This is a genomic window from uncultured Tyzzerella sp., assembly GCF_963558545.1.
GTDB lineage: Bacteria > Bacillota > Clostridia > Lachnospirales > CAG-274 > Tyzzerella.
The window spans coordinates 51,300-66,192 of record NZ_CAUWHO010000006.1 but is presented as its reverse complement, the minus strand read 5'-3'; the positions used below and the strand labels follow the sequence as shown (position 1 = coordinate 66,192).

Annotated in this window: 12 protein-coding genes and 1 riboswitch; of the genes, 2 read left to right on the top strand and 10 right to left on the bottom strand. The window is 26.6% G+C overall.

Annotated elements, in window-relative coordinates; translation table 11 throughout:
* Positions 1 to 171: 171 nt before the first annotated feature.
* Both R5Z65_RS01110 and R5Z65_RS01105 read left to right on the top strand, forming a co-directional pair.
* Positions 172 to 5,067: a M60 family metallopeptidase gene (locus R5Z65_RS01110; RefSeq protein ID WP_317366517.1), complete on the top strand. Its 4,896-nt coding sequence runs from the start codon at positions 172 to 174 to the stop codon at positions 5,065 to 5,067.
* Positions 5,068 to 5,093: 26 nt separating this feature from the next.
* On the top strand, positions 5,094 to 6,239 hold the full coding sequence (locus R5Z65_RS01105; RefSeq protein WP_317366515.1) for an S-layer homology domain-containing protein: 1,146 nt from the start codon (positions 5,094 to 5,096) through the stop codon (positions 6,237 to 6,239).
* 135 nt (positions 6,240 to 6,374) lie between these two features.
* Here R5Z65_RS01105 and R5Z65_RS01100 read toward each other — a convergent pair whose 3' ends face one another.
* The 10 genes from R5Z65_RS01100 to R5Z65_RS01055 all read right to left on the bottom strand — a co-directional run bounded on the left by R5Z65_RS01100 (position 6,375) and on the right by R5Z65_RS01055 (position 14,890).
* Positions 6,375 to 7,052: an ABC-2 transporter permease gene (locus R5Z65_RS01100; protein ID WP_317366513.1), complete on the bottom strand. Its 678-nt coding sequence runs from the start codon at positions 7,050 to 7,052 to the stop codon at positions 6,375 to 6,377.
* A gap of 14 nt (positions 7,053 to 7,066) precedes the next feature.
* Complete coding sequence (locus R5Z65_RS01095; protein WP_317366512.1) at positions 7,067 to 7,702, bottom strand: ABC-2 transporter permease; 636 nt, start codon at positions 7,700 to 7,702, stop codon at positions 7,067 to 7,069.
* Entirely contained in the window at positions 7,699 to 8,553 is an 855-nt protein-coding gene (locus R5Z65_RS01090) for an ABC transporter ATP-binding protein (protein WP_317366511.1), read from the bottom strand. The genes R5Z65_RS01095 and R5Z65_RS01090 overlap by 4 nt, the downstream gene beginning before the upstream one ends.
* A gap of 2 nt (positions 8,554 to 8,555) precedes the next feature.
* Positions 8,556 to 8,930, bottom strand: a complete 375-nt coding sequence (locus R5Z65_RS01085; protein WP_317366509.1) for a GntR family transcriptional regulator — start codon at positions 8,928 to 8,930, stop codon at positions 8,556 to 8,558.
* A 224-nt stretch (positions 8,931 to 9,154) separates the two neighbouring features.
* Positions 9,155 to 9,913 (bottom strand): 4-hydroxy-tetrahydrodipicolinate reductase, encoded by a 759-nt coding sequence (gene dapB / locus R5Z65_RS01080; RefSeq protein ID WP_317366507.1) that lies wholly within the window; start codon positions 9,911 to 9,913, stop codon positions 9,155 to 9,157.
* Positions 9,914 to 10,285: 372 nt separating this feature from the next.
* Positions 10,286 to 11,167, bottom strand: coding sequence for a 4-hydroxy-tetrahydrodipicolinate synthase (gene dapA / locus R5Z65_RS01075; protein ID WP_317366506.1), 882 nt, complete (start codon positions 11,165 to 11,167; stop codon positions 10,286 to 10,288).
* A gap of 23 nt (positions 11,168 to 11,190) precedes the next feature.
* The gene (locus tag R5Z65_RS01070; RefSeq protein WP_317366504.1) at positions 11,191 to 12,189 is read right to left on the bottom strand and encodes an aspartate-semialdehyde dehydrogenase; all 999 of its coding nucleotides are present in this window, start codon (positions 12,187 to 12,189) and stop codon (positions 11,191 to 11,193) included.
* A 247-nt stretch (positions 12,190 to 12,436) separates the two neighbouring features.
* Positions 12,437 to 12,614: riboswitch (Lysine riboswitch) on the bottom strand.
* 41 nt (positions 12,615 to 12,655) lie between these two features.
* Positions 12,656 to 13,039, bottom strand: coding sequence for a hypothetical protein (locus tag R5Z65_RS01065; protein ID WP_317366503.1), 384 nt, complete (start codon positions 13,037 to 13,039; stop codon positions 12,656 to 12,658).
* A gap of 13 nt (positions 13,040 to 13,052) precedes the next feature.
* Positions 13,053 to 13,970 (bottom strand): D-alanine--D-alanine ligase, encoded by a 918-nt coding sequence (locus R5Z65_RS01060; protein ID WP_317366502.1) that lies wholly within the window; start codon positions 13,968 to 13,970, stop codon positions 13,053 to 13,055.
* A gap of 23 nt (positions 13,971 to 13,993) precedes the next feature.
* The gene (locus R5Z65_RS01055) at positions 13,994 to 14,890 is read right to left on the bottom strand and encodes a DUF4931 domain-containing protein (RefSeq protein ID WP_317366501.1); all 897 of its coding nucleotides are present in this window, start codon (positions 14,888 to 14,890) and stop codon (positions 13,994 to 13,996) included.
* Positions 14,891 to 14,893: the final 3 nt, after the last annotated feature.

The window sequence follows — 14,893 nt, the reverse complement described above, 5'->3', positions numbered from 1 at the left end:
ACCTCTAGGGGTAGCTTTAATTGTATACAAAATATATTATTTTATGTATAATTGCATAAATATGGACTTTTTTATTTATATATGGTATAATATAACAAATAATCTGTATAATTTAATTACTATTTTATATAAATTATTTATTTTAATAAATATACTGGAGGTGTTTTTTTTATGAAGAAAAAACTTTTAACATTAGGACTGTCTTCAACATTAGCATTAAGCTCTGTAATGCCAGCTTTTGCTAATTCTATCGCACCTAATGTTGATAAAACATATATAGAAACGGCTATTGGTTTTAAATATCCCGAAACTATATCAAGTTTAAAAGAAAAAAATCTTAAAGCAACTTTAAAAGGACCTGTTAATCTAAGTATAGATTTAAATGCCTTTTTACAAAATCCTAAACATTCTGATAATATTGGGGGATATAATGTTATATCAGAAAGCATAATAGAAAATGGCAAAATTACTGTTTTAAAATTTACAATACAAGGGCTAGATGCTAAAGATGGTTATACACTTCAAATAGAGGGTAAAAACTATGTGTCAACTGTTGTAAATTTAAGTACTGCTAATTATTCTAAAAGGGTAAACATTGGCACAGATGTAAATATGCTTCTTGGTGATGTAAATAAAGATAATAAAGTAGATGCTTCTGATAGGAAGATACTAGAAGACAATCTTAATGCCAATAATTTAGAGTACGACCTTAATAATGACGGAAAAATAACAGTATCTGACATAGCTATTGTTAATTCTAATATGAAGCCTACTACACCTGTTAAAACTTTCGATACAGAAATAGTTGCTTCTAAAGTTATTAAAAATATTAATTCAGATAAATTTAATAATATTACTAATGAAAATGGTAGCAACATATCAGAAATAAAAGGCAATTTAGAAAATATTTTTAATAATAGTGGTAGTATTTCTTTTAAAGCTAAAGAAAAAGAAAATAATATTTCTATACCTTTAGAGTTTAACAAACCTCAAGAAATGTCTAGTATAGAAGTAAAAATACCAGTAGGAGCTGATGATGCTCAAGTTATTTTATATGATGAAAATGATAAAGTTATAAGCACATCTATAGAAGAACCTAATATCTCTACATTTACTAGTATGGAAAGAAATACTTCCAATACATTAACTAGAGAATCAAATAATAAAGAAAAAGTAGTTGTTGTTAATCTTGGGTCTAGACGCCCTGTCAAAAAAATAACTATTAATGTTGTGCCTAATAAAGATAATGAATATGTAGTTTTAGAAGAAGTTAAAATTATAGGCGACATAGTTAATGAAAATATAATACAAGATAACACAGTAAAAGATGTTAAGGCTATGGCTGGTAGCGAAGAAGTTACTCTATCTTGGAAAGCTGTGCCTAATGTTACAGGATATAAAGTATACTATGGAAAAAGTGCTGATAATTTAGATAATGTAGTTACAACAGATATTACAAATATTAAAATATCTAACCTTAAAAATCTTCAAACATATTATTTTTGCGTAAGTGCTACATCTGGAGATTGGGAGAGCAATAAATCGGAGATTGTGTCTGCAACACCTCAACCAGAGCAAGCACCAAATAGACCAGACTTTGTAAAAGGCATTGCTGGTGATGGCATTATATCTCTTAACTGGAAAAATGCTAAAAATGCCAAAACGTATAATATCTACATAAAAACAAAAGAAGATTCTGCTCCTAAAAAAGTTAAAAGTGGCATAACTAACACAAGTTATAATCTAACTGGACTTACAAATGATGTAGAATATACAGTATATGTTACATCTCAAAACAGCGTAGGAGAAAGTAGCTTTTCAGAGCCTGTACAAGCAACTCCAAAAAGAGAGGTTATAGTTATACCTACATTACCTACAAAAGATAGAATTTCTAATGATAATATAGAAAAAGTAGAAATGTTCCACCCTCATTATGCAGATGAAACACTACACCCAAATGGCTTTGACCCTAAATTATTAATAGATGAAGACTTTTATACTAGTTGGGTAGCAAGAAGCTATCAGGAAGTTAATGCTTTTACATTTACTTTCAAAGAACCTAAAACAATGGATTATTTAATATGGGTGCCTAAGCTAAATGGTAATTATAGAAATGCTAATCTAGGCTACACTATTAAGGTATGGACAGAAGACAATATAAATGGCAATGGTACTGTTATATCAAATAAAACAACTATAACAGAACGTTTTGAAAATAATAGCTATTATGCCTTTACATTTCCTAAAACAGAAAATATTAAAAAGATTTATATACAACTACACGAAACACCTGGTAGCATACGTGTAAACGCTTCAGAAGTAGCATTTTATGATTATAACAACTTGCCTGATAGAATAGATGCACTTTTTGCAAATGGCTCCAGAACAAAATTAGCTAATAACATTAAGCAAGAACAAATAGATGCCCTTAGAGCAGAAGTAAATACTGTGGAAGGCTTTGTTGTTGATAGGAATATTTTATTAAAAGAGCTTGACATAGCTCAATCACTTTTAAATAAAAATGAAGAAAATTTAGGATTTATTAAAGACAATGTATTTTCTATAAATCCTGAAGAGGATAATAAAAATTTTGGTAAAGCAATAAATAACTGGCAACCTTTAGGCCTAGTAGGTATTGCTAATGAAAAAGTTGCCATATATGCAGATATTCCAGAAGGTGAAAGTGTTTCCCTTGTTCCTACACAATTTTTTGAACAAGCAGACTCTCTTTATAGCTCACCTATCACACTAAAAAATGGTAGAAATATTATAACTATACCAAAAATAGGCAATGTTAATAGAGATAGGGGTGGCTCATTATATATAACATATAGTGGCAAAAATCCTTCTGATGTTAAATTGCAAGTTATAGGTGCACACAAAATACCTTATTTAGAGCTTAAAGACTTATATAGCATTACACCAGAAAAAGCTAAAGAAAGAATATCTAAATTTGTAGAAGACCTTACAAATTATATCCAAAATGGCTTAAAAGGTAATTTAGAAATAAACCCTCTTAACCATACAGAAATATCTTTACCTAATGTGTTGTTATCTTTACCTGCTACAAAAGTTCTAGAAGGTATTAACAAAGATTCAAGCACATTAGAGGATAAAACAGATAAAATGTATAAAAATGTACTTGCTTGGGAAGAACTGCTAGATGTAATCTACCAAACTTACGGTATAGATGACCATAAGCAAAATAGCTTACAAACAAGAAATAATATTCGTTATATGAAAATGTTTGCAGATGCCTTTATGTACGCTTCAGGAAACCACATAGGTGTACCATATGATTCTGCTTATGGCTTAATGAATGGTAAACCTATATCAGAGCTAAATGGCCAAGACCAAAATAATCTATTTGGTTGGGGTATAGCTCACGAGATTGGACACGTTATGGATAAATTAGGAAAAGCAGAAGTTACTAACAATATTTATTCATTAATGGTACAAACTTATGACGGCAACCAAAATATTTTAAAATCCAGAATAGAGCTTAACGATGGTTACGACAGAGTATTTAAAAAAGTTTCCGATGGAAAAGAAGGGCTTCCTAACGATGGCCTTACACACCTTGCTATGTATTGGCAACTTCATTTAGCTTATGATAATGGGGATAACCCATTTAATTTCTACAATAGATTACATAAAGAATTTAGAAATACATCTCTTAGTGATATGAACCAATTTGCTATGGCAGCTAGTAAAATAGCAAATAAAGACTTAACAGAATTCTTTACAAGATGGGGTGTATCTTTATCAGATGAGGCTAAATCTAATATGGCTCAATATTCAAAAGAAGACAGAGCTATATATTATCTTACTGACGAATCTAGAAGAGCAAGGTTAAATGGTACACAAGATAATAAAAATGTAGATGTAGATGCTACTGCTAAACTTCAAAATTCACAAGATAGTAAAAATGATAAAGCAAAAGAAGTAATTATTACAATTAATAATAAAGATGATAGCCTACAAGGTTATGAAATATTAAGAAAAGGTTCTAACGATAAAGACTTTAAACCTATTGGATTTACTAAAACAAACACTTATGTAGATTATATAGGCTCTGCTAATAATTTAACATTTACTTATGCAATTAGGCCAATAGATATTTTAGGTAACCCTAGTCCAATAAAAACAATCAACCAAGTTAGAATATCTTATGATAATACAATAGAAAAATCTTTATATACAATTGATGAAAACCAAATTGTAACATTTAAAGAACCTACTATTGTTACTGGTATTAAAGTTACACCTAAGTCTGAGGGTACTCAAATTCCAAATAGTGGCAATTATAAAGTTTTTGCTGATATAGTTGACAACATATCTCAACCACCTACTGCTAATGAAGATTTTGTATTAGCTAAAAATGGTGATTTTGCAAACAACTTTGCAACTACACCTAATACATATATAAGCTACTTTAATAAGCCAAATTCTAGTGAAGATAAAATATGGGCATATGACGTTACAAAATTAAAATTAGAAGGGTTTGATACTAATAACTACAACATAGAATTTTTATCCTATCCAGGAGATAATGTAGAATTTATGGAAATGGGTATTGGTAGATTATCCAATGACTATAAATATGGTGAAAATTCTGATGATTTTATTCCTAAAGATTCTTTAGTTATTGTAGGTAAATATAGAGGTAACTCTGTTTTAAGTAATGTTTATATTAAAGGTATATATTCTACACAAAATCCTATAAGTGAAGAATCTAAAATAGAAGAACGCCCTGTTGGTGGTTACACTCTTATGTTCGACACATTAGATGAAGATGGTACTATTACATCTTCTACTGCCGAAGGTATATTTATATTTGTACCTCAAATACAAGGAGAGGGAGAAAATAAAGGATACGAAAGCATAAGCGATTTACCAATAGAGATAATGGCAGAAATGTGGCAAGGTAAATTTAATGAAGATGGTTCATTTACTAAAGAACGTTTAACAAGTGACACTACTTGGGTTTCTATGCCTACTGATGAAAGCCTGCCTACAATAGTTCTCCAAGGTGGCAAAAAGGATTTAAAAGTAGATTTTAAATAATTATAAACATAAAAGGAGTTTTTACAGTGATAAAAAAATTATTATTTAGTAGCTTAATAACTTTATTATTTGTAACAAATGTTTTTGCATCAAATAATTCTGTAACAATAAATGTAAAAAATAATGTTGCAAATATAACTTTATCTGGCTTAGATAAAAATGTAAATGCGTTACAGTTAGATATAGTAGATGAAAATGGTAACACTAATGTAAACTTTAGCCCTGATAAAAATTTTAAATACCAATTAGTAAAAGAAAGCAATAATTCTGGTAAAACTACTATATCCATAGTTTTAGATGATAATAATCTTACACAAAATGGTACATTAAATATCGGTATTTTAACATTTAAAAACAAACCTAATTTATCAAAAAATGTTAAACTAGAGCTTGTAAATTTAGATGCAGATTTAAAAGGAAAATTGCTAGATGTTGTAGCTACTGTTAATGTAGATGACACTACAACATCTAATAACAACAATACTAGTAATAATAGCTCTACTAATGGTGCAATTATAGGTACTACTTCTAATAATGATGAGAATAATAAAACAGAAAATAATATCTCAGATAAAAAAGAACCTACTAAAATAGATATAAATGCTATGTATCCTGTTGTTAAACAATCTAACTTTAGCGATATATCTAATCATTGGGCTAATGAACCTATAAAATATCTTGCAGATAGAGGTATTATAAATGGTATGAATGATACTACATTTGCTCCTAACAATAATATTACTAGAGCAGAATTTATAACACTTCTTGCAAAAATGGATAATATAGACATCAATAAGTATAAAGCAGAAAACTTTATAGATGTATCTAAAGATGCTTGGTTTAACCCTTATGTAGATTGGGCAGCTAAAAGTGGTATAACAAGTGGTATAACTTCTACTACATTTGCTCCTAATGATAACATTACAAGAGAACAAATGGCCGTTATGATAGAAAGATTTTGTAATTATAAAAACTTTAGCCTAAATAAAAATAAAGAACAACTAAACTTTATAGATACTAATAATATATCTAGCTATGCTAGTTCTTCTATTGCTAAAGTTCAACAAGCTGGTATAATAAATGGTAGACCAGATGGTAGCTTTGCTCCAAAATCAAATGCAACTAGAGGCGAATCTGCTCAAATGCTTTATACTATGCTTACTATACAATAATATAATTTATAACTAAACAAAATATTTAAAAATTAATATAAAATTTTAATAAAATATATTAAAAAATAAAAGACTATGAATTTGTTTATATTGTCCATTTTTACGGACTTATTAAAATTCATAGTCTTTTAACTTTTAACATAAATTTTTCTTATATTTTAAGCAAGTTATTTTATATACTTTACAAACTATTATAGCTGATATAAAAGTACATATTAATCCACATATTAAAAACATATCTTCAGATAATATATCACTGCTAAAGTCAATTTCTAAAATATTTTTAAATAAAATTAACATTAAAAATATTAATAAAAAATTTAATAATAATGAAATAACCATTCCAATTAAATTTGAAACTATAATAGATGCTAAGTTATTTTTTAAAGATATAAAAATTAAATATGCTATTGGGAAATATACATAATAAAAATTAAATACAAATATATATAATGAATAATACTTTATCTGACTTAATAAATCTACCTCCCATTTAATAAAAATTGAACCTACAATACAAATAAATAAAAGTATTGTTGTAATAGATAACATAAATAAATATTTTGCCATTATAATTTTATTAATATTTATAGGTAATGTATTTAAATACATATTAAAGTTATTCTCATTATTTAATAGCTCTTGTTTTAAAAAGGTATTTACTATAATAATAAATATAACAATCGATGTTGAAAATTCAAAAAATGGTACTTTTAAAAATTTGTATAATATCATAAAAAAAATAGTTGAAATAATAAAACTAGGTATATCATCTTTCATTTGATAAAATTCTTTTAAAACTATCCCCTTCATATTTATCCACTCCTCTAAAGCTCTTTTTTCAAATATTTATTAGTAGTTATTAAATAAGAAAATATATAAACACAAATAGAAATAATTAAATATCCTAATGTTATTACCCTTATATTTAAAACATTTAATTTAAGTATAATAATATAAATACCACTTATAAATAAAGCCATAAAAGATACTAACGTTGATAAAAATTTATTTTCTTTATTTTGCAATATAGATGCTGGAAATAAAATACCCGTTGTAATTAGTCCAAAACCAAAGCTATTTAAAATTAACATTAAAGGATTATAATTTAACTCAATATCTACAACTGATTTTATATGTATAAAATATTCTCTAATAAAATAAAACATAGAAAACATAGTAGTTATAATAAAACTTGAAATTAACCCTACTATATAACCTGTATTTATAATTGTTTTTCTTCCTAAAGGAGTGCTAGCCAAAAATATTTCAAAGTTTGTATTTTTTCTTTTTAATATCAATGCTCCATATAAACTCGCAAATATATAAGAAACTAAAGGTGCTACTATTATTTCTGGATTTGAAAATATAGGTATATATAAAAAATATATAAATAAAGTTACAATTATCCCAGATAAAATAGCTTTTTTTTCATAAAAAAATTCTATCATTAAGGCTTTCATACATTATCCCCCTTTGTATATATAACCATTAGCTCGTCTATTGTGCAAGTATCAATAATCAAACTAGGGTATTGTTGTTTTATATGTTCTCTGTCATTTAAAACAGCATCATAACCATAGTTTTTCTTTATCTTTTTTAAAATATATTTATTATCTATCTTTTTTAAGTCTTCTTGGCTACATTTTAATATGCCATATTCATAAATTATTTTATCTTTACTTTCAAAAAATATAACGTTTCCTTTATCTATAAATACTATATAATCTGCCACCTTTTCCAAATCACTTGTAATATGCGAAGATACTAAAATGCCTTTATTCTCATCTTGTATAAAGTCTAAAAAAATATCTAATATCTCTTCCCTAACAACAGGGTCTAAGCCACTTGTAGGCTCATCTAAAATTAAAAGCTTGGCATCATAGCTTAAGCTAACTATTATAGATAATTTCATCTTCATACCTTTAGAAAATTGTTTAAACTTTTTATCAACAGGTAGCTCTAGCTTTTCAACATACTTAAAATATAATTCTTCATTCCAATTTTTATAAATATTTTTAAGTATGTTGTTAAGATTTTTTACAGTTAATGTTTCTGGGAAAGTATCTCCATCAAAAACTACACCTATATTATTTTTTATTTTTTCATTAATATCGCTATCTCCCAATATAACAACTTCTCCACTATCTTTTTTAGCTATATCTAATATTGTTTTTATTGTAGTTGTTTTACCTGCACCATTTCTACCTATAAGCCCAACGATACTCCCTTTTGGTACATTAAAACTAATATTTTCTATACCTACATCTTTATATTTTTTAGTTAAATTTTTCACTTCTAATACATTGTCCATACCTACTCCTCCTCAAAAATAATATCAACAATTTCCTTAAATTCATCTAAAGTAATATTAGATGCTTTGGCAATAGCTATACATTCAACTAACTTTTGTTCTATAAGCTTAAAGTTTTTTTCTTTTAATCTTTCTTTATTAGTGGAAGATACAAAAGTACCTTTGCCAGAAACTGTTGTTATAAAGTTTTCTTTTTGCAAATCTTCATAAGCCCTTTTTGTTGTAATAACACTAACTTTTAAATCTTTTGCTAAAGCTCTTATAGAAGGTAAGCTATCCCCTTCTTTTAAATCTCCATTTAAAATACTCATTCTTATTTGGTATGCTATTTGCTCATAAATTGGTTTGTTAGAACTATTTGATATAATTATCTTCACATATAACCTCCATATCATATAATATAAATCGTATATATCTTATATATACACTATATACAATTTATCAAGTTTTGTCAATATAAAGTTTTTAATTTTTATAATCAATTTTTTAGGCATAAAAAGAAAACTTGACCCCTGTTTATCTTTTTTATTAAAAAAATAAGTTATACCTTAATTGATATTAATAAAAAAGACAGCTATTTCTAGCTGTCAAAATTAATACATTATAAACTATCCATTATATCTTGCATATCATATTTCCCAGCAGGCTTATTAGCTAAAAACTTGCTAGCCTTTACTGCACCAATGGCAAATACCTCTTTAGAATGAGCAAAATGTGTAAATTCTATTATTTCATCTTTACCTGCATATATAACAGAATGCTCACCTACAATGTTTCCACCTCTAATAGCAGATATACCTATTTCTTTGTTGCTTCTTTTTTCTCTTACTTGGCTTCTATCGTACACATAGTCAAATTTATTGTCCATAGACTCGTTTATAGCATCAGCAAGGAGTAATGCTGTACCACTAGGTGCATCTATTTTTTGGTTATGGTGTTTTTCTATTATTTCTATATCAAAACCATTTTCATCTAATATAGCCGATGCTTTTTTTAATAGACTAGCTATAAGGTTAATACCAAGGCTCATATTAGCAGATTTAAAAACTGGTATATATTTAGATGCTTCTTCTATTTTTTTAATAGTTTCATCATTAATACCAGTAGTACATATAACAACTGGCATTTTTTTATTTACACAATAGTCTATAAGCCTATCAACTGCTGTGGCTGTAGAAAAATCTATAATAACATCTGCCTCTATATTACAGTCATTTATATCTGAAAAAGTAGGAAAAGTTGCATTGCTAGGGTTTATATCTATCCCTGCCACTATTTCACTATTTTTATCATCTTCTACTATTTTACAAATTGCTTGTCCCATTTTACCGTTACAACCGTGCATTATTATTTTTGTCATATTATCACCTCTTTTAATTAGTCATCTTTAATCAATTTTTTAAATACTAAGTCATATCTTAATTGTAATAAACAATTTTTTAAATACTTCGTATTAAAAACCACATATTCCTATATATTTTTATTCTTAAAAATTAATACAAAAACACGTATATAATTTTTCTTCTAAAAATATAAGTCATATCTTAATTGTAATAATCAATTTTTTAAATACCTCGTATTAAAAACACATACTCCTATATATTTTTATTCTTAAAAATTAATACAAAAAACGTATATAATTTTTCATTTAAAAATATAAGTCATATGCTAATTGTAATAAACAAGCCTACCCTAAAATTTAGAATAGGCTTTTGTTTAAATTACTTATTTATTATATTAGCCCATAGTTTTTCATAGCATTTTTTAAAACTATAACATCTTGATCTTCCATATCTATAAGAGGCTCTCTAAAATATGCTTTACCATATCCTATAAATTCTAATGCAGTTTTTATAGGTATAGGATTTACTTCACAAAATAGAGCATTAGAAAGCTCTATTGCTGATAGCTGTAAATTTTTACTTTCTTCAAAATCTCCATCTAAAAATTTTTTTACAATATTATGAGTATCTTTAGGTATAATATTTGACATAACAGATATAATACCTTTACCACCAATAGATAATATAGGTAAAATTTGGTTGTCATTGCCAGAATAGATATAAAAATCTTTAGGGCATATGCTAGCTATATCTACAACTTGAGATATATTACCACTAGCCTCTTTTATAGCTACAATATTATCTATTTTTGATAATTCCAAAACAGTTTTAGGCAAAATGTTAAGCCCTGTTCTAGAAGGTACATTATAAAGTATAATAGGTAAATTTACACTTTCTGCTATTGTTTTGTAATGATTAATAATACCTTTTTGAGTTGTTTTGTTATAATAAGGTGTAATTATTAAAAGCCCATCTACACCAACTTCTTCACACTTTTTACACATTTTAACGCTTTTCATTGTGTTATTACTGCCTGCACCTGCTATAACTGGTACACGCTTTGCAACCTTATCTACACAAAATTTAACAACTTCAATGTGTTCTTCTTCTGTTAAAGTGCTAGCCTCACCTGTTGTACCGCATACAACAATTGCATCTGTGCCATTTTCTATTTGAAAGTTTATGAGCCTTTCAAACGTATCAAAATCCACTGTTTTATCTTCTTTAAAAGGGGTTACTATTGCAACACCTGACCCTGTAAAAATACTCATTTTTTCCACCTCTTTTATTGGTTTTAAATCATTTTATTTTTTATAATATATTCTGCTATTTCAACAGCATTAGTTGCTGCACCCTTTCTTATGTTATCTGCAACAACAAACATATTTATACCACTATCTAGGCTTTCATCACGTCTTATTCTTCCTATGTATACTTCATCTGTGCCATTAGCTATTGTAGCTAAAGGATATTCATTTTTTGTGTAGTCATTTAAAACTACAACACCTTTCATATTTTCTAAATCTTTTATTAGCTCGTTAATATCAAATTGCTCATAAAATTCTACATTTATAGATTCGCTATGAGAATTTTCTACCGGAACACGAACAGTAGTTGCTGTAATTTTTAAGCTATCATCGTGTAATATTTTTCTAGTTTCATTTATCATTTTCATTTCTTCTTTTGTATACCCATTATCTAAAAAGTTATCAATATGTGGTATACAATTATTAGCAATAGGGTGTAAAAACATTTTAGGTTCTTCCCCTTTTAAGCCATTTTGCAAATCTATTATACCTGCTCTACCAGCACCAGAAACAGCCTGATAAGTAGAATATACTATCCTTTTTATTTTATATTTGTCGTGTAAAGGTTTTAATGCAACAACTGCCTGTATAGTGGAACAATTAGGGTTTGCTATAATACCTTTATTTTTGGAAATATCTTCTGGGTTTACCTCAGGTACAACAAGAGGCACATCTTTATCCATTCTAAACTGAGAGCTATTATCTATTACAATACAACCTTTACTAGCTGCTATAGGAGAATATATTTTACTTGTTTCCCCTCCTGCAGAAAATAATGCTATATCTATCCCTCTATCAAAAGAATCTTCTTTAAGCTCCTCCACTTCATATTCTTTACCATTAAAAGTTATTTTACTACCTGCACTTCTTTTAGAAGCAAATACATAGAAATTATTTATAGGCAAATTTTTTTCTTCTAAAACTTTTAAAAAAGTTCTTCCAACCATACCCGTAACACCAACAACAGCTAAATTTACTTTTTTCATAAATATTATCTCCTAAAACATAATTCTCAACTTTTTGGATATTTAATACAAAAATAGATATTTTTAAATATTTTATTGATAAAAATTAAAGCAACAAATATCTATAAGTTTTTAATAAAACAAGTATTTTACTATAAAATATAACTCATATCTTAATTGTATTTAATAAATAAAAGACTGACTAAAAAGCCAGTCTGAAAATTTTATAGAACTAGCCAAAAGGCTAATAAGGATACAATTGTTCTAACTTTCAGATAGCTCTCCGTCAACAAAAAGACGACAGTCGTATAGCTCTTAACTAATACAACCAGGCATAAAACATTTAGGTATTTTAAACCTTCGGCATTTTTTCCTTTTAGTATATTTCTTTTGTCCCTAAATACATCTACATACTTACTGATAAAAAACGCACCTCTATCATTTTTTATATAATAACATTTAAATTTTTTTATGTCAATATATTATATTATGTTTCAACAATTTTATGCTTGTTTTTTCTTCTATTTATTAAAAATACTATTAAAAATATTGCTAATATAAAAGTTATAGAAGTTGCCAATAATAAGCATATAATAGCTATAATCATATAATAGTTGTTGCCTTCACCTTCTACATTTCCATTGTCTCCATTTTGGCTTTTTATAATATCAATTTTTTTACCCTTATTTTTGTTTTTAATATTACTGTTAATATTTTTATTTCCACCACTATTTTTACCAAATGTTACAATATTTCTATTTCCACCATTTGTCGATACATTTATATTTCTTCTTGGAGAATTAAATATTGTCATTATAAAAAGTGCTAAAAATAAAAATATTGCTAAAATCATAATTATCTTCTGTTTCATAATATCACCCTATCTATTTTGCAAAATCTATAATATCATTTAAAAAGTCTTTTAATGTGTTATTACATAAAGTTATACCTTTAGGCAATAAGCTTTTATCAGTAAATCCTGGTATTGTATTTATCTCTAAAACATATATATCGTCATCTTTTATAATAAAATCTACATTGGCATAACCCTCACATTTTAAAATATTAAAAGATTTTTTAGCAACTTCTTGTATCATTGTTTGTAAAAATTTTGGTAATTTAGAAAAATATATATTAGTATCTTGGTTATATTTTGCACTATAGTCAAATATATAACTATCTGTATTAATATCTAATATAGATATAATGTTAAGCCCCTGTTTATTTTGTACAATACTACATATGGCTTCTTTTCCGTCTATAAATTTTTCTATCAAAATATCATCATCTAAATTTTTTATATAGTTTATAGCTTCAAACACTTCATCTATATTTTTAGCAATTTTTATCCCTATACTAGAGCCACCTTTATTAGGCTTAACTATTAAAGGATAAATAAGCTCATCTATTTCATTTTTATATAAATAAGGGTTCTCATCTTTTTTTATATACACATAGTCTATAATAGGTATATCGTTAGCTTTTAATATAGTTTTGGAAAGATTTTTATCCATACATATCCCACTAGATAATGCTTTACTCCCTACATATTTTATATTTAGCATAGATAAAAGTGCTTGTATAGTTCCATCTTCTCCTATACCTCCGTGCATAAGGTTTAAAACAATGTGAGGGTTAAAATCTTTTATAGCTTTTATAAGTGTATCTATATCTATTACATCAATATCTAAAATATTATATTTTTGTGTATCAATATTTTTTATAACATTTTCAAAAGATTTTAAAGATATTTCTCTTTCTAAAGACGTTCCACCTTTTAAAATCATAAGATTAGTTTTCATAAAACCCCTCCAAAACTATAATACTATATTTTTCTTAATCTTTTTGCTGCATCTTTTGGTAAAACAGAATTTACAAACATACCTGTAGAAAATTCAAATCCACCTAAATACCCCATTCTAGGTATAATCTGTATAAAAAAATGATATTCATATTTAGCTCTAAAGCCATTTTGTACGCTTATATTATAGTCTAAATCATTATATACTAAATTTAGCTTAATCAAGCATTTTTTTAGTATACTACCTAGCTCATTTAGCATATAATCATCTAAATATTTAATATTAGTAATATGCTTTTTGGGTATAATATTTATCTCATAACAATATAAGCTATCATCAGGACAAAATGCCAAAAATTCATTATTTTCGCACACTAAATTATCTGTGTAGTCCATACTGCAAAAATAGCATCTTCCATTATCTTTTTCATATTCTTTTAGTGTATCTAGCATATACTTTTGTCTATTAGGTAACATAGATAATGCTAAAATTTGCCAATGAGAATGTGATTGAGATGCACCAGCATTTGCCCCTTTATTTTTAAAAATCTGCACGTATTCAAGCTTTTCATCTTTTTCTAAAATATTTAATATATCTTTCATAGATTTTATCAAATAGTACATATGCTCATCTGTATAATCTACTATATTTTTTTGGTGTTCTTTTGTATCAATTAATACATAATGTATTCCATATTTTTCTCTATTTATATCTATTATAGGGTACTTATTATCTATTATCCTTATTTCCTTATTAAAGCTTGTATATATAGGGTTAGATGTCATATGTTCATTTTCTATACAAAATGGACATATTTCTATCGGTGTTTTTAGGGTATTTTTTTTAATGCTTTGTGGCCTATTTGCCCTATCTAAAGAATAAATAACATACTCTCCAGTTAAAAAATTTTTTTTAATCATTTT